Source organism: Pseudoalteromonas sp. MM1 (genome assembly GCF_030296835.1).
Taxonomy (GTDB): domain Bacteria; phylum Pseudomonadota; class Gammaproteobacteria; order Enterobacterales; family Alteromonadaceae; genus Pseudoalteromonas.
On sequence record NZ_AP027922.1, the window covers coordinates 920,539 to 944,502 of the forward strand.

Here is a 23,964-nt window from a genome sequence, read left to right on the forward strand (position 1 = left end):
CATTAAACTTCACAGACGTGCGAAGTACGAAAGGATTTAAAAGTTATGCATATTCATATATTAGGCATTTGCGGTACCTTTATGGGCGGTATTGCGGCCATTGCTAAATCGCTTGGTCATAAAGTGACAGGCTCTGATCAAAATGTTTACCCACCGATGAGCACTCAACTTGAACAGTTAGGTATTGAGCTAACTCAAGGTTACGACATAAAACAGTTAGAGCCTGCGCCTGATATGGTGGTTATTGGTAATGCTATGAGCCGAGGGAATCCTTGCGTGGAGTATGTATTAGATAAAGGCTTGCCGTATACATCGGGGCCAGAGTGGCTTAAACATAACCTATTACAAAATGCTTGGGTGCTTGCGGTGGCAGGCACGCATGGCAAAACCACTACCGCAAGTATGCTGGCGTGGATATTAGAGTACGCAGGCTTAAAACCAGGGTTTTTAATTGGTGGCATAGTACAAAACTTTGGCGTGTCAGCCAAAGTGGGTGAAACGCCTTTTTTTGTAATAGAAGCAGATGAATACGATACCGCGTTTTTTGATAAGCGCAGTAAATTTGTGCATTACTTACCCCGTACGCTCATTTTAAATAACCTTGAGTTTGACCACGCCGATATTTTTGACGATTTAAATGCAATAAAAAAACAATTTCATCACTTAATGCGTACATTACCTCATACAGGCAAAGTGATTTGGCCAAAAGATGATGTTGCACTTGATGATGTTATTAAACAAGGTCTGTGGAGCGAAAGCGAAACCTTAAAGGGTGATTGGCATTATGACTTATTAAGCGTTGATGGCAGCCAATTTACTGTGCTTTTAAATAATGAACCTCAAGGTACGGTTAATTGGCAGGCAATAGGTGAGCATAATGTTAAAAATGCAATAATGGCTATAGCGGCCGCGCGCCACGTAGGCATAGCAGTTGAGCATAGCATTGCCGCGCTTGAAAAGTTTATTAGCCCTAAGCGGCGCATGGAGCTCAAAGCCGATATAAATAACATTAAAGTGTACGACGATTTTGCGCACCACCCAACAGCTATAAAAACCACGCTTGCGGGGTTACGTGCAAAAGTGGGTGCTGAAAAAATTATTGCTATTTTAGAGCCTCGCTCAAACACCATGAAGATGGGAGTGCACCAACATACGCTACTTGATTCATTAAGTGATGCCGATGATGTGCTGTTATTTGAGCCAGATAACCTAAATTGGTCTCTAAAAGAGCAAGCCGATAATGCCGGTATGCAGTGTTTTAATAGTACGCAAATGATTATTGACACTGTGCTTGAAAATATAATGCCAAATCAGCACATATTAATTATGAGCAATGGCGGCTTTAATGGCTTACATCAACACTTAGTTGATGGTTTAGCTAAAAAATACAGCGGAGAATAATGTGCAGTACAAAGATAAAATTACACTGGCGTTTAGTGGTGCTTCAGGCGCGCCTTATGGTTTAAGGCTGCTTGAAGTATTACTCGCGCAGCAATTTCAAGTGTATGTACTTATATCAAGTGCTGCGCGCGTGGTACTTGATACAGAGTCAAACATTAAACTCTCAGCAAATGAAGATAAAGCAACCGAGCAGTTAAGCGCTTTATTTAAGGCTAAGCCAGAGCAGTTAAAAGTATTTGGTAAAGATAACTGGTTTAGCCCAGTAGCTTCAGGCTCTGCGGCCCCTAAAAAAATGATAGTATGCCCATGCAGTGCTGGGTCTGTGTCTGCTATTGCTATCGGCGCATCAGATAACTTACTTGAGCGCGCAGCAGATGTGGTTATTAAAGAGCGTGGGCAATTAATTTTAGTACCGCGAGAAACCCCTTTTAGCGAAATTCACCTTGAGAACATGTTAAAGCTTGCGCGTTTAGGGGTCACTATTATGCCAGCAGCGCCGGGGTTTTATCACAAGCCACAAGGTATTGAAGACTTAGTTGATTTTATGGTGGCGCGAATTTTAGATCATTTAAACATTGAACATAACCTAACTAAACGTTGGGGTTATGGTGAGGGTAAGTAATGAATAAGCAAAATGTTGCTTTAAATATAGAAGGCCTGACCAAGGTTTATAAAAACGGTGTAGAGGCCGTCAAAGGCGTTGATTTACAAGTTTTTGAAGGCGACTTTTTTGCCTTACTTGGCCCAAATGGCGCTGGTAAGTCGACCACTATTGGTGTTATTTCGTCCTTGGTAAATAAAACACAAGGTAAGGTGGAAGTGTTTGGTCACAACATCGATACCGATCTTGAAGCTGCTAAAGCGCATTTAGGGCTTGTGCCACAAGAGTTTAACTTTAGTCAGTTTGAAACGCTTGGACAAATATTGGTAAATCAAGCTGGTTACTACGGTGTTACCCGCAGCGAGGCGCACAAGCGTGCCGATAAGTATTTAAAGCAACTAGGTTTATTAGAGAAAAAAGACAAGCAAGCACGCACACTTTCAGGCGGCATGAAACGCCGTTTAATGATTGCTCGCGCATTAATGCATGAGCCAAAGCTACTAATATTAGATGAACCCACTGCGGGGGTTGATATAGAGCTGCGCCGCTCAATGTGGGACTTTTTACGCCAAATTAACGAGCAAGGCGTAACGATTATTTTAACCACGCATTACCTTGAAGAAGCCGAGCTGTTATGTAAAAACATCGCCATTATTGATACTGGTCGCATTGTTGAAAACACCACGATAAAAGCGTTACTAGCTAAGCTTGATAAAGAAACCTTTGTGCTTGATTTAAAACAACCAGCACAGCCAGTCACCCTAGAAGGGTACTCGTTTAGTATGCCTGATGAGCACACCATAGAGGTAGAAGTGGCTAAATCTCAAGGCTTAAATGCAGTTTTCAGTGCGCTAACCGAGCAAGGTAACACTGTTTTGAGTATGCGTAATAAAGCAAACAGATTAGAAGAGTTATTTGTAGGATTACTAGAGCAAGGGCGGGGCGAATAAATGTTTAAATATGGCGTAGCCTTAAAGAGTTTATGGATTAAAGAGTGTATTCGTTTTTTACGTATTTGGGTGCAAACCTTAGTACCGCCAGCAATTACAATGAGCTTATACTTTGTTATTTTTGGTAATCTAATTGGCTCACGTATTGGTGAAATGGGTGGTTTTAGCTACATGGAATTTATTGTACCTGGGCTAATAATGATGTCGGTTATTACCAACTCATATTCTAATGTTGCTTCTAGTTTTTATTCAACCAAGTTTCAAAAAAGTATTGAAGAGCTGCTGGTTGCGCCTGTGCCTAATTACATCATTGTACTGGGCTATATGGGTGGTGGTATGACCCGCGGCATGATGGTGGGCTTTATTGTTACCTGTGTATCGCTGTTGTTTGTTGATATTCAAATACACAATATATTTGTAATTATGGCAACGGTAATTTTAACCTCAGCGGTGTTTGCACTCGGTGGTTTAATTAACGCTATTTACGCCAATAGTTTTGACGATATTAGTATTATCCCAACCTTTATTTTAACGCCACTAACATACTTAGGCGGCGTATTTTATTCAATTACGCTACTGCCAGAGTTTTGGCAAAATGTATCGCAAATAAACCCAATTATTTACATGGTTAATGCGTTCCGTTATGGCTTTTTAGGTGTGTCGGATGTTGATTTAAGCGTCGCACTTGGCGTTATATTGGTATTTATTACGGTGTTATTTACTTTAGCGCTTACGTTAATTAAAAAAGGTGTGGGGCTTAGACATTAATGAGTGATGCAAATTCACGTAGTATTGTATCTAATCAGGCGGGTATACACGAAAAGCTTGATGAAATCGTTAACAAGCATTTAAACGCCGAGTTTAAAAAGCCTATTGCTGAGCACACTCAACAAGCGTTTGATGAAGTCAATGAGCAGGTTCATGCGTTTAATGGCCCACTTATTATAGACTCGTGTTGTGGAGTAGGAGAGAGCTCGGCTAATTTAGCTAAGCGTCACCCAGATGCATTAATTATTGGTATTGATAAATCGTCACACCGCTTAGATAAGCACGATGTTGAATATAAACAAACAGACACCGGCCAGTACATCTTGGTACAAGCTGACTTAAACGACTTTTGGCGTTTGGCTGTGGCTGCTAATTGGCAGCCTACTCATCATTATTTGCTTTATCCTAACCCATGGCCTAAATCTAAGCATATTCAGCGTAGGTGGCACGGCGCGGCTATTTTTCCGTTTATTGTTAAACTTGGTGGTCGCCTAGAGGTGCGAAGTAACTGGGATATTTATGTTAAAGAGTTTGCCAGAGCACTTGAGCTAACGGGTAACCCTTGTGAGGTAACACTGTATGAGTCAAACGAAGCGATTACTCCGTTTGAGCGTAAATACTGGGCCAGCGGCCAACAGAGCCATCGTTTAGTGATTGACCTCTAAACGGCCACTTCTTCTTGGTTAGATGAGTTAACGTGTGGCGCTGGGTAAGCAAAGTAATTGCCTTGCATCAGTGCCACATCTACATTTTTAAGCGCATTTTCAATACTTACATTTTCTACCGACTCTGCCATGAGCGTTAAACCAAGTTGCTTTGCAGCATGAACTGTATGCTCAATAAATAATGCTATATTTTCATCACTTACTGCTTGTTTTACTAATGCACCGTCGAGTTTTATACCGTTGACTTCAAGCTTTAGCGCATTTGAAATATTTGAATAACCGCTACCAAAACCAGTAATAATGACATTCACCCCTTTGGTTTTTACCATAGCAATAAACGTTTTAACCTCTAAAAAATGAGCAATAGCGTGTGACTCTAAAAGGCCAAGTGTGATGTTTTCTGGGTGAGGGTAGCGCTTAAGCTCGCTAGCAATGTATTCACTCAAACTCGGGTCGAGTATATCTTTATCGCTTATGTTTAAGCTCCAGCGTATATTTGTTTTTCTAAAGCGCTCTATACATTGGCTAAATAGCGTGCGGGTTAATAGTCCGCCCATTCTTGAGCGGCTCACTACATTAAAAAATGAGTCGGGCTTTAAAATTTCACCACTTTTAGTTACCATCCTGGCTAAGCATTCGTAATGTGCTATTTCACTATTAGTGGTGTTAAACATAGCTTGAAAATAAGGCACTATGCGGTTGTTATCAAACGCTTCTTGAACCTCTTTGGCAAGGCTTACATTGTATTGGTATTGGTTTTTTACATCACTCATTACTTTTGAGTAGCTAACAACCTTACCGCGGCCATGTTTAGCCTGAAGCGTTGCAATGTGCGCGTTTTCAATCAGTAGTGATTTATTACCACTGGCGATACCTGCGCAGTAAGTTATATAAATAAATGGGTTTGTTAATACAGGGCTGTTTGCGTTATAAGACTCAACTAAATCGCTCAATTCGCTGCTTTTAAAGCTTTTAGGGGTAAGAACGGCAATTTTATTGGTAGCAAGGCGATACACCTTACAGCTCTGCGGGCTGCGGCTTTGATAATGACTAAGCAAGTTTTTCATTACGTTGTCGCCAATTTGAGTGCCATAAAAGCTATTAATATCTTCAATTTCGTTCACCCAAATAATGGCAAGTTGCATGTGGTGTGAATTACTCTTTTTTATAAAGTACTCAAGCGCAATATGATTAGCAAAGCCCGTACTGGCATCGGTTGCTAGGGTACGCTTTAGCAAATATATATAAATAGCGGCAACAAGTACCGCAATAAAAAAGAAAAAACACGCCGTTATTATGGCTTTAGTGACGCTGTATTGAAGCTTTTTATTTAAATCGTCTAAGGTTATGTCGGCACCTGTAATGTAGGTAGTACCATATTTATCTACAAAGGGAATAAAAATAGTTTTAAAATCGCCCCATTGGTCGCTTGATTGCTCAAAAACAGGCTCGGTAGAATAAAACGCGCCTCTGTTAATGTCGGTGGCCTCTGGGTATAAATCAAGAAATTGTGTAACACGTGCGTTTTCTTGATCGTCTTTGGTGTAGCTAGATGAGGTAAAGTAAACTTTGTTATCGCGCATAACCATTGAATAGACGTAAGCTATATCAAGCGCTTGTGCAAGCTCTGAGAGTTGCTTGCTTTTAGTTTGGTAAACCGAAAAGCCAATATCGTAGCCTTGGCTAATTCTATCGTGGTAACTTTGCCCTAAAATATGTTTTGCGCTGGTGGCGGCATTTAGAAGGCGCTCATCGACAGCGTGCATTATTTCGCTACGCGCTGAGCTATAGGTGTAATAAACATAGATTAATAAACTGATTAAAAACAATGTAAAGCCAGCTAAAAACCACTTCCCTTTTAATTTCCCTGTGAGCATGCTTGTCCCTTATTGTTACACATGTTAAGTATACGCATAAATGTAATTTGCCCAAAACTAAAATGTGACTTTTTAATAAAATCCTTTTATTGAAATTTTTTTACAATATTTGTCATCCGTTTTGCCGCTTTTATGGCTTAAAGGGAGACATTTTACTTATATTGCAGTAAAGTTAGCGCAATTTTTAAAAGAAGCACGCTGCTTATAATAGCGCCATAGTTTGGCATTTTTAACTGTTAAACGCGTGTTTTAGCTACACACACACTAGGTATAAAGATGGATCAAAAGCGTTGTGCCGTCGCCTCTAAAGAAAGCCTTAAGCGTATATTTACTGTACCTGAAGCGCCAGACTCAACTTTAAGCAAAATTGAGCTTGAAATTTCGAGTAATTTAGCAGGGTTTTTAAACGAAAATATAGCGGCAATTGAAAAACCATTACACGAAATTGAAAAAGATTTTCAGGCTGCGGTGATCCCAGAAAACCCAACGTTTGTATCTGCTTACGCCCAAGATATTATGGAGCAGCTAGTTGCTCATTCGGTGCACACGGCTGCGCCTAGCTTTATTGGCCATATGACATCGGCGCTTCCGCATTTTTTACTACCGCTTTCAAAATTGATGGTCGGGCTTAATCAAAACTTAGTAAAAATAGAAACCTCAAAAGCATTTACGCCCTTAGAGCGCCAAGTACTTGGCATGATGCATCATTTAGCTTACTCGCAAGATGAGTCGTTTTATTCTAAATGGATGCACAGCGCTAAAACATCACTCGGTGCTTTTTGTTCTGGTGGTACAGTTGCAAACATAACAGCACTGTGGATTGCGCGTAACCGCTTATTAAAATCCGACGGTAGCTTTAAAGGCATTGCCGCTCAAGGGCTCGTTGCCGGTATGCTGCATTATGGCTACAAAGGGCTGGCAGTTTTAGTGTCGGAGCGAGGGCATTATTCTTTAGGTAAATCAATTGATTTACTAGGCATCGGCCGTGAAAATTTAATTGGGGTAAAAACCTGCGAAAATAACAAGGTTGATGTGAATGCCATGCGCGAAAAAGCTTTAGAGCTTGAATCGCAAGGCATAAAAGTGATGGCGATTGTTGGGGTTGCAGGAACTACCGAAACTGGCAATATCGACCCTCTTGATGATATGGCCGATTTAGCGCAAGAAATAAACTGCCACTTTCATGTAGATGCCGCGTGGGGTGGGGCAACGCTTTTATCACAAACGCATCGCCCATTATTAAAAGGAATTGAGCGCGCAGATTCAATTACTATTGATGCACACAAACAAATGTATGTGCCAATGGGCGCAGGCTTGGTGTTATTTAAAGACCCAACTGCTACGGATGCAATAGAGCACCATGCAGAGTACATATTACGTAAAGGCTCAAAAGATTTAGGAAGCCATACACTCGAAGGCAGCCGCCCAGGTATGGCTATGTTAGTACATGCTTGCTTACGTGTTATTGGTCGCAAAGGTTACGAAATGCTTATTGATCGTAGTATCAAAAAAGCACATTACTTTGCTGATTTAATTAAAGCCGATGAAGACTTTGAGCTGATTTCAGAGCCTGAGCTGTGCTTGCTTACATACCGCTATGTGCCTAAACAAATTAAACAAGCCATAGCCCAAGCCGATGCCGCAACACGATTAGAAATTTTCGCGTCGCTCAATCGCTTTACTGCCAGTATGCAAAAACGCCAACGTGAATCAGGCCGCTCGTTTGTATCGCGTACTCGTTTAACACCTTCAAAGTATGACAATCAACCGACAGTGGTATTTAGAGTTGTATTGGCTAACCCGCTAACATCGGGTGTTATATTAAAAGAGATTTTAGCTGAGCAAAAAGAGCTTGCAAAAACAGACCCTGTATTTAAAAAGTACTTAAGTAAGTATATGCAGTAACGCTTCGGTATTACTAAAGTAAAGGCGCCATTGGGCGCCTTTGTTATTTATGCTGTTATTTTTAATACAGTCTTTTTTTAAGCGTTAAAGCAATTTGCTTTAATAATGTCAGTTATAATTTTTTGCGATGGGTTTATTTTCTCCATTGCTAAAAATTCATCGGGTTGGTGAGCTTGATTAATTGAGCCAGGCCCCATGACTATTGTTTCACAGCCAAGTTGCTGGATAAACGGGGCCTCTGTGCAATAGTTAACTGCAACAGCTTTCTCTCCTGCAATTTTTTCTGCCATTTTAACGAGTGCGCTGTCGGTGCTACCACTAAAAGCAGGAATGGGGTCGTGTAAATCAATCACGCTCACTGCGTTTGGGTATTGCGCGTTTATATCGCTGGTGGCATCAATAAGTAAAGCTTGTAGGTCTTTAATGCTTAACCCAGGGAGTGGGCGCATATCTATGTGCATTTCACAACACCCACAAATGCGGTTTGCGTTATCACCACCATGAATATTGCCTAAGTTTAAAGTAGGGTAAGGTATTTCAAAATGTTCAACTGAATATTTATTCTTTAACTGCTCTTTTAAGATCAGCAATTTTGTAATCACTTTATGCATTACTTCGATGGCGTTAAGACCACGTTCGGGATCGGAGCTATGACCAGAACGGCCAACCACTCTTATAGCGGTACTCATATGCCCCTTGTGAGTAAATACAGGAGTCATATCAGTAGGTTCGCCAATTATACAGCGAGCAGGTTTTAAATTAGGGTGCTTACAAATTTGCTGCGCACCCGCCATGGTGGTTTCTTCATCGGCAGTGGCAAGTATTAAAATAGGCTGTGATTGTTGCTTTTCATCAAGTTCACTAATTGCTTGCAGCACAAAAGCAAAAAAGCCTTTCATATCAATGCTGCCTAATCCATACAATTTATTATTGTGCTCTGTTAGCTTAAACGGGTTGTGGTTCCAGCGGCTATCATCAAACGGTACAGTATCGGTGTGCCCTGCAAGCATTAAACCGCCATCACCTTGGCCGCGTTTAGCTAATAAATTGTATCGGCCTTTACCGCCTTCTAACTCTATAATTTCGCAAGTAAAACCAAGGCTTTCACACCACTGTGCAAGCAACTCTATTACCCCTTTATTACTCATACAAAGCTCATCCTCTATTGCACTAATAGAAGGGGCTGCAATGAGTTGTTGGTACATTGAGATAAATGACGGCAAAGACATAAAAAAATCCAAAATAATTATTCAATTTAATTGCATAACAATATAAAAGTATTTATGATGAATATCAATTCACTTTTTAAGCATAAATATATTAAGTATAGCCATGAAGATAATGCGACGATAATCAACAATTCATTAAGAAAAGTATTAGCTAGCATCTAAGCTAGTGTAAGCGAACACCACCCCTATTTAGTAGTAAATTTATAATCGAGTAACAAATGAATGTAGTGATTATTGGCGCAAGCGGTTATAGCGGCGCAGAATTAGCAAGTTTAGTTGCTAAGCACCCTAATTTAACTTTATCAGGCTGTTATGTATCTGAGGGGAGTTTAGATAAACATAAATTGCTTAGCGATTTATACCCAGAGCATAGCGGATTACTTGACCTGCCATTATTACCTTTAAGTGATGCTGCATTTGATGATATTAGCGCTAGCGCTGATTACATCTGTTTATGTACTGATCATAAAGTAAGTGTTGATTTAGCCCCGCAATTTTTAGCCATGGGTAAAAAAGTATTTGATTTATCTGGCGGCTACCGCCTTGCTAGCAACGACGATTACGTCACTTACTATGGCTTTGAGCACCAACACCCTGCGCTATTAAGTGAAGCGGCTTACGGGCTAGCTGAGTGGAATAGTGATGCTATAGCAAGTGCACAACTCGTTGCTGTGGCAGGTTGTTATCCAACAGCCGCACTTAATGCGTTAAAGCCGCTGCAGCAGGCCGGATTGTTAAGTGATGAAAAAGTAATTATTAATGCGGTTTCTGGTGTAACTGGTGCTGGGCGCAAAGCCAGCGTAGGTACTCACTTTTGTGAAGTATCGCTTGCCCCGTATGGTTTATTTAACCATCGCCATGGTCCAGAAATTGAACAGCACTTGGGTCATAAGGTGTTATTTACACCGCACTTAGGTAATTTTCCGCGTGGGATTTTAGAAACTATCTATGTACAGCTTAAGCCAAACGTTACCAAGGAAAACGTTACTGATGCTTATAAAGTAATTGAAAACGAGCCATTGATTCGTTTGTTAGGCGATAAAATACCCTCTATTAAAGGTGTAGCTAAACAGCCGTACGTTGATATTGGTTGGCAGCAACAAGGCTCGCAGTTAATTGTTATGGCAGCCATAGATAATTTATTAAAAGGTGCGGCTGGACAGGCGTTGCAGTGTATTAATTTATCGATGAATTTAGAACACACCACTGGCTTAAAAGGAGCCTTTTAATGAGCACTAAAACGTGGGTAATTAAATTAGGTGGTGCTGTACTTAATACTGATAACGCAGCAAAAGCGTTGTTTGATGTATTAAGCACAGATCAAAATAATCAGTTTGTAATAGTGCATGGTGGTGGCTCGTTAGTGGATACATGGCTACAACAAGCTGGATTTGCTAGTGCAAAACATCAAGGGTTGCGTATTAGCCCAAGTGAGCAAATGCCTTACATAGTGGGGGCGTTGGCTGGCTGTGCAAATAAGCAGCTGGTAAGCCAAGCTATTAATGCAGGGCATAAACCTGTTGGTTTAAGCCTTTATGAAGCCGGTGTTAGTGCTTCGCAAAAACTAAAAGCACTTGGTCAGGTAGGTAAATGCACAAGTCATGATGATTCAATAGTTAATGATTTACTTAAGCTTGGTCGCTTACCTATTGTGAGTTCAATCGGCTTTGATGAGCAAGGCAATTGGTACAACGTGAATGCCGATGAGGCTGCGGCAGCGATTGCGAGCAACTTAAACGCAGAACTTGTATTTATGACAGATGTTGAAGCGGTACTTGATGCAAATAAACTACCGCTACATCAACTTGACACAAAACACATTGATACTTTAATTGATGAAGGAGTAATTTTGGGCGGGATGGAGGTCAAAGTTAAGACCAGCCTACACGCTGCCCAACATTTACGACGAGGTGTGTATATTTCCAGTTGGCAAAAGCCAGAAAACTTAACTGCTTTGCTACAAGGCGAGCATGTCGGAACAAAGATTACACCATAGGGTTACCATGTTAGAGAATTTTTTAACGGGTCTAGAATTAGACCAACAAGGCGCACTTAATTTATTAAAGCTTGCGCGTGATTTAAAAGCAAATCCAGAGAAATACAGCCAAGTACTAGCAGGCAAGTCTGTTGTTACCTTATTTGAAAAGCAAAGCTTACGTACGCGTTTATCGTTTGATATTGGTATTAATCGTTTAGGTGGTCACGCTGTATATTTAGACCAGCAAAATGGCGCTATGGGCGCACGTGAATCGGTAAAAGACTTCGCGCTTAATATTTCTACATGGGCTGATGGTATTGTAGCGCGTGTAAACCAGCACAGTACGCTAACCACCTTAGGTGAGTACTCGAGTGTACCTGTAGTTAATAGCTTGTGTGATTTATATCACCCATGCCAAGCGTTGGCAGACTTTTTAACGCTTCAAGAAGTACATGGCGATGTAAGCGAGCTTAAAGTCGCTTATTTAGGTGAAGGTAATAACGTTACCCATTCATTAATGCTATTAGCGGCAACACTAGGTACTGATTTTGTAGCTGTTACGCCAAAAGGCAGCTCGCCTGATTCGCAAATTCTTAAAAAGGCCGAGCAAATAGCGGCAATGAACGGTGCATCAGTTATGGTAAGTGATCGCGTAGAAGCGGCCGTAGGCGCAAACGTTGTATATGCAGATACGTGGGTGTCTATGGGCGATGATACGCCGCTTGAGCAAGTTAAAGAAAAATATATGCCATATCAGCTAAACCAAGCATTGCTAGAACAAACAGGTGCGACTACGGTATTACATTGCCAACCGGCACACCGTGAGTTTGAAATTACCTCAGAGGTAATGGATGGCCCAGCATCAAAAATTATTCAACAAGCAGAAAATCGCATGCATGCGCAAAATGCTCTGCTAGTTACATTACTAAATCCAAATTTTGTTAAGGAACACCTATGAGTTCAATTAAAAAAGTCGTTTTAGCCTATTCAGGTGGTCTTGATACTTCAGCTATCGTGCCATGGTTAAAAGAAAACTACGGTTGTGAGGTTATTGCCTTTGTTGCCGATGTAGGCCAAGGCGCTGAAGAGCTTGAAGGCGTTGAAGAAAAAGCCATCGCATCAGGCGCATCAGAGTGTTACGTAGTTGACTTAAAAGATGAAATGGTAAGTGACTACATTTACCCAACGCTTAAAACGGGTTCTATTTACGAAGGTACGTATTTATTAGGCACGTCAATGGCGCGTCCTATTATTGCTAAAGCGCAAGTTGAAATTGCACGTAAAGTAGGTGCTGATGCACTTTCGCATGGTTGTACTGGTAAAGGTAACGACCAAGTTCGTTTTGAGTCGTGCTTTGCAGCGCTTGCACCTGATTTAAAAGTAATTGCACCGTGGCGTGAGTGGGACTTATCAAGCCGTGAATCATTATTAGATTACTTAGCTGAGCGTGATATTCCGTGTTCTGCTTCTGCAACAAAAATTTACAGCCGTGATGCTAACGCATGGCATATTTCGCACGAAGGTGGCGAGCTTGAAGATCCATGGTGTGAGCCTAGCGACCAAGTGTGGACGTGGACTAACTCACCAGAGCAGGCACCTGATAAATCAGAGCTAGTAACTCTAAAAGTTGTTGAAGGCGAAGTGGTTGCGGTAAATGGTGAAGAGCTTAAACCTTACGACTGTTTAGTTAAATTAAACGACATTGCTGCGCCACATGGTGTTGGCCGTGTAGATATTGTAGAAAACCGTTTAGTCGGCATGAAATCGCGCGGCTGTTACGAAACACCAGGCGGTACCGTGATTATGGCGGCACTGCAAGCTATTGATGAGCTAGTACTTGATAAGTCAAGCCGTAAATGGAAAGAAGTACTGGGCGGTGAGTTTTCGCACTTAGTTTATGATGGTCGTTGGTTTACACCTCTTAAAGATTCTATTTTAGCCGGTGCAGAAGCGCTTTCTACACTAGCAACGGGTGAAGTTGTACTTAAGCTTTACAAAGGTCAAGTAACAGCCGTTCAGAAAAAATCACCTAATAGCTTATACAGCGAAGACTTTGCTACCTTTGGTGAAGACGACGTATATGACCAGTCACATGCTGAAGGCTTTATTCGTTTATTCTCGCTTTCGAGCAGAATTTCAGCAATGGCTAAAAAGTAAATTATTTATAGCCCCTTGCAAAAGGGGCATTACAGGGTTTGGAGAGATTTCATGGCATTATGGGGCGGACGTTTTTCTACGGGTCCAGATGAGGCGTTTAAACAATTTAACGACTCACTTCCGTTCGATTATCAGTTAGCAGAGCAAGACATTATTGGCTCTGTGGCATGGGCAGGTGCGCTTGAGCAAGTAAATGTACTTACAAGCGATGAGCACACAAAGTTAGTTGCAGCACTTAATGAACTGCTTGAAGAAGTAAAAGCAGATCCACAGGCTGTGGCAACCTCAGGTGCAGAAGACATTCACTCGCACGTAGAAGCTGCACTAATCGAAAAAGTAGGCGATTTAGCTAAAAAGCTACACACAGGCCGAAGCCGTAATGACCAAGTAGCCACCGACTTTAGATTATGGTGCCGCGATACTGCCGATCATCTACTGGGTGCTATTGCTGCACTAAAAGCTGAGTTTGTGGCGTTAGCTGAGCGCGAACTGGGCACTATTTTGCCGGGTTACACTCACTTGCAACGTGCTCAACCGGTGTTATTTAGTCATTGGTGTATGGCCTACGTAGAAATGCTTGAACGTGATGAGAGCCGCCTACAAGATGCCAAAGCGCGTTTTAATTTTTGCCCTCTAGGCAGTGGTGCACTCGCTGGTACTGCATACCCAATTGATCGCCAATCGTTGGCGCAAGGCCTAGGCTTTACTGGCGCAACTAAAAACAGCCTTGATGGCGTATCTGACCGTGATTTTGTAGTAGAGCTTTTAAGCTGTGCCTCTATTTCGATGATTCACTTATCACGTATGGCTGAAGATTTAATATTTTATAACTCTGGTGAAGCCGGATTTATAGAACTTGCTGATAATGTTACCTCTGGCTCATCGTTAATGCCGCAGAAAAAGAACCCTGATGCGCTAGAGCTTATTCGTGGTAAAACTGGCCGTGTATTTGGCGCATTTAGTGCCATGATGATGACCTTAAAAGCACTTCCTCTTGCGTACAATAAAGATATGCAAGAAGACAAAGAAGGCCTTTTTGACGCTATGCCAACATGGCTTGCTTGTATTCACATGGCGCAAGCGTGTATTAAAGGCGTAAAAGTAAACGGCGATAAAACGCTTGCAGCGGCAAAAGGTGGCCATGCTAATGCAACTGAGCTTGCAGACTACTTAGTAGCTAAAGGTGTACCATTTAGGGAAGGTCACCACATTGTGGGTGTACTTGTGCAGCTTGCTATAAGCGAAGGTAAAACCCTTGAAGAGCTTTCGCTTGAGCAGTACAAGTCAGTTAATGACGTATTTGAAGATGACGTATATCCAGTACTTGAAATAGATGCCTGTATTAAAGCGCGTCAAGCGCTTGGCGGTACCTCTATTGAGCAAGTGACTAAAGCAGTAAAAGAAGCCAAAAAAAAACAGCAAATAACGGTTCGTGATGCAAATTTAGATGATGTTGAAGATATTGCTCGGCTTATACAGCACTGGGCAACAGTAGGTGAAAACTTGCCGCGTGCAAAAAGTGACATGGTGCATTCAATTAACGAATTTGCAGTAACAGAAATAGACGGCAAAGTGTCGGGCTGTGCATCGCTGTACATTTACGATACGGGGCTTGCTGAAATACGCTCTTTAGGCATAGATCCACAAAGTGCAGTAACGGGGCAAGGTAGGCAGCTTGTAGAGCACTTATTAGCAAAAGCCAAAAAATTGGCACTTAATCGCGTTATTGTATTAACCCGCGTGCCAGATTTTTTTGAACAGCAACGTTTTACTTTTTGTAGCAAAGAATCGTTGCCAGAAAAAGTAATGAAAGATTGCGAGCTTTGTCTTCGTAAAGAAAACTGCGACGAAGTAGCAATGGAATATATTTTAAAGCCAAGTACACGTGCGGAGATCCCGTGTAAATACGTGGCTTAAATTCCCTGGATATAAAAAACGTACGGTTACCCCTGTACGTTTTTTTATGTGTATAATGCACTGGTCAGATGAGTTTGGCGTTAGTTAATATTAGGTTTTGTTTTAATAAATAGTAGTTGCTAGCATATATTTTTAATGTGTCAAAAAATATTGGCACACTGTTTGCTTTGTATAAGTCAGATAGCAAAATAGCTATCACTGCTTAAAACAGGTAATGCAATTACCTACATGATGGTGTGATTAAAAGTTGCGCCAAATAATATTAAAACTTTTAAAAGGAACAATCACATGCAAGTTTCAGCTAATAGCCAATTACAAATGCAAGCATACAATAAAACACAACAATTACAGCCTGCAACGGAACAAACTGCTAGCCCTAAAACCCTACAATCTGATACAGTAAGTTTCTCTCAAGAGGGTATAGCTGCAGCTGGTGCAGAATTACAGCGCGGTGGTGGTATGATACCTATAAGACCTAAGTGATTAATTAAGGTTATAAATGTTTTTAACTGAGTTTTTTGGCTTTTTTTCGCTTTCAGCATTTACAATGTGGGGGTTTTTAATGGCATTTTTTTTCAATGTCTTTGTTTACTCCCTAAACCTGAAAAGAGATACAAACCTATTGCTCAGTTCGTTTGTAATGATGGTTTCTTATACTCTATCTGATTACTTCTTTACATGGCTGTCGATAAAAACTACTGTATATTTAGATTGGGCAATATACGATGTTCTAACTATATTAATTCTTTATGTGAGCCTAGCTTGTAAGAAAAAAGCTTCCTTTTCATTCATATACTTGATCGTAGGGCTATCAATAAATTTAACTTTTTTTCTTTTGATGTATTTTGATTTATATGTACATCAAAACAAAGAAGAGTGGTTATTATGGGACATTTACGCAGTTTCAGTTAATATTATAGACGTAATAATGATCGTTGCACTTATTGTTGATAGAGATATTCTCGGTCTTAATAAGGTAAAGAACAAAATCCTCAGCTACTCCAAGTTAAATGATACCCACAAAGTAACTTAGCTTAAATGTACTTATCTGAAGCCCTAATGGATTATGTAGCGGCTTTCTCCCAATGGGGCTTTTTAATGGCCTTCCTCTATTGTTTAGTTTCTAGCATAAACAAAGAAAATAAATCTCCTGTTTATTTGTCTACGTTAATGCTTTGCTCATATATTTTCAGTAGCTATCTAAAACTGTTAGATAACCTATATCTTAATTGGGCTTTATACGATTTTATTACGATTTTGGCGCTGTTCACATTACAATTTTTTAATGCTTTTAACCGTACTAAAGTTTTTCTGTTTCTCGTTCTGGCGTTAACAAGTAACGCTGTACTTACGATGATTCTATATTATGACATATACATTTTGTATACCTATGAACCATGGTGGTATTGGAGTGTTTACTCCATCGGAGTAAACGTAATTGATGTTTTAATGATGCTTTCATTAGTGATTAACCACCGAATGGTAAATCCCTCTCAACCCGTTATTTTAAATAGGGGGGAAAATGACAGTAAGTTATAATTACGCAATTTATCTTGGAGCAATTGTACAATGGGGTTTTTTGTTTGCATTTTTGCATGCATTAGCAAACTCGATTAACAAGCCAGATAAAGAGCTTGTGTATATCTCACTTGTTATGTGCATTTGCTATTCGGGAAGCTTGTTCACTGATTATGGGCAAACTACTTATTTAGATTTTATTTTATTAGATGGATGTACATTACTTGCACTTCTCTTTTTAAAGCGCTTCAAGTTTAAATCATGCCCTGTAGCGTATTGCTATGTAACGACTGGATTATGCATTAATATTATTTTTAGTTTCTTAATGCACTTAGATATGACCTTATCAAAATATTATGAATATTGGTGGTTTTGGTCAGTATTTACGGTTGTGGTAGGGTGTGCAAATATTTGCATGATCATAGCGTGCTTTATAAATCGAGATTTTTTAGGTCTTGTTAATTTAAAAAGTCGGATCTTCAATAGAGTTTTGTAATTAATTAGAATTGTTAAAAAGTTTAATGTTAAGTCAGGTTGTGCAGTAAATGGTTGTTTTAATGAATTTCGAGAGCTTTATTCACCGAGCTTGCTTGTAAGATGGGGTTTATTTCTTTTATCTCAGATATAAGCTTTGCACATACTTTAAGTATTATCATGCAATGGGGTTTTCTCATGGCATTTTTATACTCGTTAGTTTCGTCTATTAACTCACGCTTTAAGGCATTAGTTGTTCTTTCGCTTATAATGGCTGTTTCATATTTTCCAGGAATGTTCTTCAACTTTCAAACAGTTACTTATTTTGATATTGCTTCATTAGATGCTATAACCCTTGTTATTTTGCTACTTGTGCAGAACCTATATATTAAAGAAAAAACAATTGCTTATGACTACCTTATATTTGGGCTTAGTATAAATATGTGTTTAGCTCTGGGTATGTATTTAGATCGTCATATTTTACAGAACTACACTCATTGGTGGTTTTATGATTTTTATGTGACGGTAGTATTAGTATTAGATCTAAGCATGATTTTAGTGTTGTTTATCAATAGAGATTTCTTAAAAATTATTTTTTTCAAAAACCTTATTTGCTCGCTATGTGCTAAGAAACCGCAATAGTGAATAATGTTCTAATCCCTCCAGAAGTCTCAGTTTATATCGGTGTGTTAGTACAGTGGGGCTTTTTAATGGCCTTTTTATATTCACTAACAACTAGCATTAACAATCCATCGAAAAAGGCTGTATGGCTATCTTTAGTTATGGCCATATCTTATTGCTTTAGTTTCTTTATAGATATTTATGATATTACCTACATAGAGTTATTTTGCTATGACGTAGTCACGTTATTTTTTATTTTATGCCTACGATATTACCTACCTGAAAAGCGCATATCTGCTTACTTATTATTTGGCTTGAGCATTAATTCGTTATTATTTTTAGCTATGCATATAGATGTGTTTGTACGTGGTAATTACGAACCGTGGTGGTTTTGGTCTTTTTATACGGTTGTTATTAATATGATGGATATCATTATGATTAGTATTTTTTTCGTAAAAAAGGATTTTTTAAGGTTTGTGTATGTTATGGATAAATTAACAGGCTTTATTATGAGGGCGAAGCAAGGTGGCTGATATCCTTTGGGAGCTTGTTGATTTAGGGTACAACGTAGCTGTTTTGTTTACGTGGTTTTTTCTTATTGCCTTTTTGTACAATTTATCGGCAAGTATTAATAAGGCAGATAAAAGCAGGGCACAGCTTTCATTTATTATGATGGCATCCTACACAGCTAGTTTGCTCATGGACCCACTTGTTGCAACGCCACACTTAAATTATTTTTATTATGATGCTGTAACTCTCCTCGTTTTACTTTTGTGGCGTAATTTCACCAAGCAAACCATACCTACGTCCTTTTATTATTTAATTATAGGACTAAGCTGTAATGCCTGCTTATTTTTAGGTATGCATTACGACATTGTTATACAGGGTACACTTTACTATTGGTGGTTTTGGACCGTATATACTTTTGGTATGTATTTTAGCGATTTCACAATGGCACTTGTGTTAATTATAAATAAAGATATTTTAGGCTTGATAAAGCTTAAACGCGCTTTGTTTAACCGCGGTGAATCACAAGCTATGGTTAGAAAGTAGTTTGGTAAATCAGCGCACCTAAAGTGCGCTTATTACGTTTAGCTAGCAGGCGTCACAACCTAATTTTTCTTTTAAGGCATCAACAATTATTGGGTGAACAAATTCGCTTACATCGCCATTATGGCGGGCAACTTCTTTTACCAAGGTTGATGATATAAACGAATTGCGCTCTGAAGGTGTTAAAAACACACTTTCTAAATCTGGATTAAGGCGGCGGTTCATGTTCGCAAGCTGAAATTCGTAATCAAAGTCAGACACTGCTCTAATACCGCGAATAAGTACATCGGCTTTATGCTCAAAAGCTAAATCGGCAAGTAAACCTGAAAAACCAATCACTTTTACATTACTCAAATGCCCTAAAATGCTGTTGGCTAAGCTAACTCGCTCTTCTAGGCTAAAACACGGCTTTTTAGTGGGGTTATGTGCAATAGCAACAATAACCGTGCTAAACATTTTAGCTGCACGCTGAATGAGGTCAGTATGACCATTAGTTAAGGGGTCGAATGTACCAGGGTAGATTGCCGTAACGTTCATAGATTTCACTAACTATTATTTTTTAAGTAGTCTATCAGTGTTTGTGGCACAAATCAGCTAAGCGTGTTTTTAAAATAGTAAATTATGATGGTATTTAAACCAACCTGATTTGTTTATACTGCAAGGCCGAGATTTTGTGTAATGTAGTTTATAAGTTAATTTGAGTCGTCGCATATGAATACCAAGGATAAAATAATACACACCAGTATTTCGTTATTTAATGAACATGGTGAACGTGCAATATCAACCAATCACATTGCATCACATTTAGGGATGAGCCCGGGTAACCTTTACTATCATTTTAAAAATAAAGAAGACATTATTCGGCATATTTTTGCGCTTTATAGTGAACACTTACATACTCACTTTAAACCTATTGAAGTAAACGATGATGCGTTTGATCATTTAACTGCTTATTTAGATTCTTTATTTGAGCTAATGTGGCGCTATCACTTTTTTTACGACAACTTAGGCGATATTCTCTCAAGAGACGAAAGTTTAAAAAAGGCCTATATAGATTTTCAGGCAACGTTATTAGAGCAGGTTCGCCAAGTTATTTTAGGCCTGCGTGACAACGAAATGATTGCCATAGAAGAGCAAGATGCGCTTGAACTTGCCCATACGCTTAAACTAACCGTTAGTTTTTGGACTCCATATATTAAAGCGCGTAGGCTCAGTGGTAATTTAGCCGAGCAAGATATTTATCATGGTATTTTAAAAGTATTAGCGTTATTTAGGGCTTACAGCACCGAAAAAAGCATGCTTAAAATGAATCAGTTACGCGAAAAATACACCCAACTTGCAGAGCAAGCCCCAGCGCTTGCCTAACTGCTGTTAGTTGGTTAGTTCCTAGACGCAAAAATTTTTGCTATAATCGCGCGCCCAATGCCTGGGAGCGCGAATTCCCGCAGTCTAAGAGTGAACTATGCTTAAATTTATCGTCAAACTACATCCTGAAATTGCCATTAAAAGCCGTTCGGTACGTAAACGCTTTACTAAAGTGTTAGAAAATAACATTAAAATTATGTTGCGCCGTGTTGACGAAAAAGTACAAGTAAGAAACAACTGGGATAATATTTCTGTTGTAACTAAGCTTGATGATGTACAAACACGCCTAAACTTTATTGATAGCCTGCAGCGCATTCCTGGCATTGTGCAATTTATTGAAGTGACCGAAACTGACTTCACTACGCTTGACGATATCTATAAAAAAGCCATAGACCTAGTAGGGCACACCATTGTTGGTAAAACGTTTTGTGTGCGCGCTAAGCGTATTGGTCAACATGACTTTACTTCTACCGATTTAGAGCGCTACGTTGGCGGTGGTTTAAACCAGCATGTTGAAGGCGCGCGCGTTAAATTAAGTCGCCCAGAAGTCACTATTCGCTTAGAAGTAAAAGACGATAAAGCGTACATAGTCACGAAAACTCACCTTGGAATGGCGGGCTTTCCTCTGCCTACACAAGAAGACGTGCTTTCGCTAATGTCGGGTGGTTTTGACTCGGGTGTAGCAAGTTATCAGATGATCCGTAAAGGTGCTCGCACGCACTTTTTATTCTTTAACTTAGGGGGTGCAGCACACGAGATTGGTGTTAAACAAGCTAGCTACTATTTATGGAAAAAATTTAGCTCTACCCATAAAGTTAAATTTATCACGGTTGATTTTGAACCCGTTGTTGCTGAGATTTTAGAAAACGTAGAAAACAGCCAAATGGGTGTTGTACTAAAACGTATGATGATGCGAGCTGGTAGCCAAGTTGCTGAAAAATTAAATATTCAAGCACTTGTAACCGGTGAGAGTATTGGCCAAGTTTCAAGCCAAACCTTAGCTAATTTAAGTGTGATTGACCGCGTAACAGAAACCCTTATTTTGCGCCCGCTTATTCAGCACGATAAGCAAGAAATTATTAATATTGCCCGTAAAATCGGCACCGCAGAAATGGCCGAAACCATGCCTGAATACTGCGGCGTAATATCTAAAAAGCCAACGGTAAAAGCTAAAATTGACGTTATTAAAGCCGAAGAAGAAAAATTTGACTTTGATGTGCTCAATACCGTTGTTGAAAACGCGCGTATTATGGATGTGCGAGATATAGACGTAGAAGCAAAGCAAGAACTTAAAGAAGCTGAGTCGGTTGTTGATTTACCAGCGGGTGCAGTGGTTGTAGATATTCGCTCACCAGAGGAAGAAGATGCAGCGCCGCTTGAGATTGACGGCATAGATGTAGTGCACTTACCGTTTTTCCGCTTAGCGACTAAGTTTGGTGACTTACCAAAAGATAAAGACTATTACCTGTATTGTGAAAGAGGGGTTATGAGCCAGTTACAGGCACTTATTCTTCACGAAGCAGGCTTTACGGGTGTAAAAGTTTACCGCCCGTAATAAAGATTTATGATAAAGCGTGGTTTATACCACGCTTTTTTTTGCCTGAATTTTAGCAAGTAGGGCATCGTTTAGCGGTGTATTAATATTTAATCGCTTCCCTTGTTGGCTAATATAGCCACAAATGGCGTCTATTTCGGTTTGTCGGTTATGGGCAACGTCTTGATGCATTGAAGAGTAGTTTTCAGCGGTTAGCATCATTACGTTGTAGGCGTTGTTAAGCGCATCGGCCAGTTTAATATTAAGCTTTAAAGCATGGGCTACTTGGCATGCCTCAGTCAATAAGTTAAAAATAATGCTATTAAAATAAGGGGCACGTAACTGACCATTTTTAATATCATACAGTGCGCTTAATGGGTTAATGGCAATATTTACTAATAGTTTTTCAAACCGTAACTGCTCAATATTAGTACAGTAGCTTAGCTGCGGCACGTTTTGCAATTGCTCACACATTGCTTGGCGATAACTGTGCGCGCATGGGTTGCAGGCACCTAATACGCTTTTACCTTCACCGGTGTGCTGTACTATAAAGTCGTTTGTTTTAAAGCCAGCCATGCTGGTTGTTAAAAAGTACAACGCTTGTTGTTTATCGAGTTGCTCATTGAGCGTTTCAACATTACCCATTCCGTTGTGCGATACAACAAGTACGCTACTTGGCGATAAAAAGGGTTTTACTTGAGTAAAGGCCGACTGCACCTGAAAAGCCTTTACGGCAAAAATAACAATATCAAACGCGGACTGTTCATTAATTTGCTTAAGCGTAATAAATCGCGCATTTATTTTTTGCGAAGGCTGTTTTGCTTTGCAATAAAAACGTGTATTTGCAGTGGCTTTGCGTGTTAACACATGAACAGTGTGAGCTTTAGATAAAAAATGGCTTAGCAATAAACCAATAGCGCCGTCGCCAATAATAAGAATATTAGCCATAAGGGTTCTTTTTTCGAGGAGTAAAAATGCTTCTTAGTAAAAAGTACATGGCCGCACCGGCAAAATCAGCAATAAAATCACCTAACGAGGCCTGCCTGTAGGGAAGCGCATCTTGCATTATTTCTATTGCTGCACCGTAGCCCGCAAGCAAGAGTACTTGCGTGTATAGCGGTAACTTAAAGGCCTTATCCATAATGATGGCGAGTATAAAAAAAATCCCAAAATGGGCAACTTTATCAACATGTGGAAATAAGTTCGTAACACCGCCTTTTATTTCTTTGGCAAATAAGAGGGTAAACACCACAATACTAATCAAAAAAACTGCTTGGTAAACACGCCTTGTCACGATAAATCCTAAAACCGCTTAAAAAAGAGGCTGCAGTATATCAAACTAAAATAGTATCGCACCTGAACAACGGGCAGAAAAATGTAAAGATTTATAATTTTAGCGTTATAATCGGCGCATATATTTAGATTTAATAGTTAGGAGAACCCAATGCCTTCATTTGATATCGTATCAGAAGTAGAAATGAACGAAGCTAAAAATGCAGTAGATAACGCAAACCGCGAGCTAGAAACGCGCTTTGACTTTAGAGGGGTTGACGCATCAATTGAGCTAAACGACAAAACAATTAAACTAAAAGCAGAAGCTGACTCACAAGTTATGCAATTGTTTGATATTTTAGCCGCTAAAATCTCTAAGCGTGGTATGGATGTAGCAAGCTTGGAGCTGCAAGACATTACTCGTGCTGGCAAAAATGTATTTCGTAATGTTGCACTTAAACAAGGCATTGAGAAAGATGTGGCTAAAAAAGTAGTTAAAGCCATTAAAGACTCAAAAGTAAAAGTACAAGCCGCTATTCAAGGTGAAGAAGTACGTGTAACCGGTAAAAAGCGCGATGACTTACAAGCCGCTATGCAAGTGGTTCGCAACGCAGATTTGGGTCAGCCTTTTCAGTTTAAAAACTTTCGCGATTAATTATTTATAGAACGGCTAGTTATAAAT

Annotated in this window: 23 protein-coding genes; 18 read left to right on the forward strand and 5 right to left on the reverse strand. The window is 39.7% G+C overall.

All coding sequences use genetic code 11. From position 1 onward, the window contains the following. Window positions 1-45: 45 nt before the first annotated feature. From mpl to QUE46_RS04185, 5 genes are read left to right on the forward strand one after another with little or no spacing between them, the layout of a single operon-like run. On the forward strand, window positions 46-1,401 hold the full coding sequence (mpl, locus tag QUE46_RS04165; RefSeq protein WP_286246334.1) for a UDP-N-acetylmuramate:L-alanyl-gamma-D-glutamyl-meso-diaminopimelate ligase: 1,356 nt from the start codon (window positions 46-48) through the stop codon (window positions 1,399-1,401). Between the two features lies 1 nt (window position 1,402). Further along, window positions 1,403-2,023 (forward strand): flavin prenyltransferase UbiX, encoded by a 621-nt coding sequence (locus QUE46_RS04170; RefSeq protein WP_286246335.1) that lies wholly within the window; start codon window positions 1,403-1,405, stop codon window positions 2,021-2,023. Continuing rightward, on the forward strand, window positions 2,023-2,952 hold the full coding sequence (locus QUE46_RS04175) for an ABC transporter ATP-binding protein (protein WP_286246336.1): 930 nt from the start codon (window positions 2,023-2,025) through the stop codon (window positions 2,950-2,952). Before QUE46_RS04170 ends, QUE46_RS04175 begins: the two co-directional genes overlap by 1 nt. Then, window positions 2,953-3,720 (forward strand): ABC transporter permease, encoded by a 768-nt coding sequence (locus QUE46_RS04180; RefSeq protein WP_004588540.1) that lies wholly within the window; start codon window positions 2,953-2,955, stop codon window positions 3,718-3,720. After that, window positions 3,720-4,385 carry a tRNA (guanosine(46)-N(7))-methyltransferase TrmB gene (locus tag QUE46_RS04185; RefSeq protein WP_286246337.1) on the forward strand — a complete coding sequence of 222 codons (666 nt, stop codon included), beginning with the start codon at window positions 3,720-3,722 and terminating at the stop codon, window positions 4,383-4,385. Before QUE46_RS04180 ends, QUE46_RS04185 begins: the two co-directional genes overlap by 1 nt. Here the strand turns inward: QUE46_RS04185 and QUE46_RS04190 are convergent. Beyond that, window positions 4,382-6,262, reverse strand: a complete 1,881-nt coding sequence (locus QUE46_RS04190) for an EAL domain-containing protein (protein ID WP_374761392.1) — start codon at window positions 6,260-6,262, stop codon at window positions 4,382-4,384. The two genes, QUE46_RS04185 and QUE46_RS04190, sit on opposite strands and share 4 nt — an antisense overlap. 276 nt (window positions 6,263-6,538) lie before the next feature. On the opposite strand from QUE46_RS04190, the gene panP reads away from it, so the two are divergent. Then, on the forward strand, window positions 6,539-8,167 hold the full coding sequence (gene panP / locus QUE46_RS04195; protein WP_286246338.1) for a pyridoxal-dependent aspartate 1-decarboxylase PanP: 1,629 nt from the start codon (window positions 6,539-6,541) through the stop codon (window positions 8,165-8,167). Between the two features lie 77 nt (window positions 8,168-8,244). On the opposite strand, the gene argE is transcribed toward panP, so the two are convergent. Continuing rightward, window positions 8,245-9,396: an acetylornithine deacetylase gene (gene argE, locus QUE46_RS04200; protein ID WP_286246339.1), complete on the reverse strand. Its 1,152-nt coding sequence runs from the start codon at window positions 9,394-9,396 to the stop codon at window positions 8,245-8,247. A 218-nt stretch (window positions 9,397-9,614) separates the two neighbouring features. On the opposite strand from argE, the gene argC reads away from it, so the two are divergent. The 9 genes from argC to QUE46_RS04245 all read left to right on the forward strand — a co-directional run bounded on the left by argC (window position 9,615) and on the right by QUE46_RS04245 (window position 18,594). Next, window positions 9,615-10,625, forward strand: a complete 1,011-nt coding sequence (gene argC / locus QUE46_RS04205; RefSeq protein ID WP_286246340.1) for an N-acetyl-gamma-glutamyl-phosphate reductase — start codon at window positions 9,615-9,617, stop codon at window positions 10,623-10,625. After that, on the forward strand, window positions 10,625-11,392 hold the full coding sequence (argB, locus tag QUE46_RS04210; RefSeq protein ID WP_286246341.1) for an acetylglutamate kinase: 768 nt from the start codon (window positions 10,625-10,627) through the stop codon (window positions 11,390-11,392). The genes argC and argB overlap by 1 nt, the downstream gene beginning before the upstream one ends. A gap of 7 nt (window positions 11,393-11,399) precedes the next feature. Beyond that, entirely contained in the window at window positions 11,400-12,332 is a 933-nt protein-coding gene (locus tag QUE46_RS04215; protein WP_055020104.1) for an ornithine carbamoyltransferase, read from the forward strand. After that, a complete protein-coding gene (locus QUE46_RS04220) occupies window positions 12,329-13,531 on the forward strand; it encodes an argininosuccinate synthase (protein WP_286246342.1) in 1,203 nt (400 codons plus the stop codon). The genes QUE46_RS04215 and QUE46_RS04220 overlap by 4 nt, the downstream gene beginning before the upstream one ends. A 51-nt stretch (window positions 13,532-13,582) precedes the next feature. Then, window positions 13,583-15,448 carry an argininosuccinate lyase gene (argH, locus tag QUE46_RS04225; RefSeq protein WP_286246343.1) on the forward strand — a complete coding sequence of 622 codons (1,866 nt, stop codon included), beginning with the start codon at window positions 13,583-13,585 and terminating at the stop codon, window positions 15,446-15,448. A 288-nt stretch (window positions 15,449-15,736) separates the two neighbouring features. Then, window positions 15,737-15,931: a hypothetical protein gene (locus QUE46_RS04230; protein ID WP_286246344.1), complete on the forward strand. Its 195-nt coding sequence runs from the start codon at window positions 15,737-15,739 to the stop codon at window positions 15,929-15,931. Window positions 15,932-15,947: 16 nt separating this feature from the next. Continuing rightward, window positions 15,948-16,481: a hypothetical protein gene (locus QUE46_RS04235; RefSeq protein WP_286246345.1), complete on the forward strand. Its 534-nt coding sequence runs from the start codon at window positions 15,948-15,950 to the stop codon at window positions 16,479-16,481. Between the two features lie 1,157 nt (window positions 16,482-17,638). After that, window positions 17,639-18,082, forward strand: coding sequence for a hypothetical protein (locus tag QUE46_RS04240; protein WP_286246346.1), 444 nt, complete (start codon window positions 17,639-17,641; stop codon window positions 18,080-18,082). Then, on the forward strand, window positions 18,079-18,594 hold the full coding sequence (locus tag QUE46_RS04245; RefSeq protein WP_374761396.1) for a hypothetical protein: 516 nt from the start codon (window positions 18,079-18,081) through the stop codon (window positions 18,592-18,594). Before QUE46_RS04240 ends, QUE46_RS04245 begins: the two co-directional genes overlap by 4 nt. A 562-nt stretch (window positions 18,595-19,156) precedes the next feature. On the opposite strand, the gene coaD is transcribed toward QUE46_RS04245, so the two are convergent. After that, a complete protein-coding gene (gene coaD, locus QUE46_RS04255; RefSeq protein WP_286246349.1) occupies window positions 19,157-19,648 on the reverse strand; it encodes a pantetheine-phosphate adenylyltransferase in 492 nt (163 codons plus the stop codon). Window positions 19,649-19,822: 174 nt separating this feature from the next. Here coaD and QUE46_RS04260 point away from each other — a divergent pair, with 174 nt between their 5' ends. After that, window positions 19,823-20,476, forward strand: a complete 654-nt coding sequence (locus tag QUE46_RS04260; protein ID WP_055020094.1) for a TetR/AcrR family transcriptional regulator — start codon at window positions 19,823-19,825, stop codon at window positions 20,474-20,476. Between the two features lie 97 nt (window positions 20,477-20,573). Then, complete coding sequence (gene thiI, locus QUE46_RS04265) at window positions 20,574-22,031, forward strand: tRNA uracil 4-sulfurtransferase ThiI (protein ID WP_286246350.1); 1,458 nt, start codon at window positions 20,574-20,576, stop codon at window positions 22,029-22,031. A 24-nt stretch (window positions 22,032-22,055) separates the two neighbouring features. Here the strand turns inward: thiI and QUE46_RS04270 are convergent, their stop codons facing one another. Together QUE46_RS04270 and QUE46_RS04275 are read right to left on the reverse strand one after the other, a co-directional pair. Then, window positions 22,056-22,958 (reverse strand): ketopantoate reductase family protein, encoded by a 903-nt coding sequence (locus QUE46_RS04270; RefSeq protein ID WP_286246351.1) that lies wholly within the window; start codon window positions 22,956-22,958, stop codon window positions 22,056-22,058. Continuing rightward, the gene (locus QUE46_RS04275) at window positions 22,951-23,304 is read right to left on the reverse strand and encodes a VanZ family protein (protein ID WP_286246352.1); all 354 of its coding nucleotides are present in this window, start codon (window positions 23,302-23,304) and stop codon (window positions 22,951-22,953) included. Before QUE46_RS04275 ends, QUE46_RS04270 begins: the two co-directional genes overlap by 8 nt. Before the next feature lie 150 nt (window positions 23,305-23,454). Here QUE46_RS04275 and QUE46_RS04280 point away from each other — a divergent pair, with 150 nt between their 5' ends. After that, the gene (locus QUE46_RS04280; protein WP_286246353.1) at window positions 23,455-23,937 is read left to right on the forward strand and encodes a YajQ family cyclic di-GMP-binding protein; all 483 of its coding nucleotides are present in this window, start codon (window positions 23,455-23,457) and stop codon (window positions 23,935-23,937) included. The last annotated feature ends 27 nt before the right edge of the window (window positions 23,938-23,964 follow it).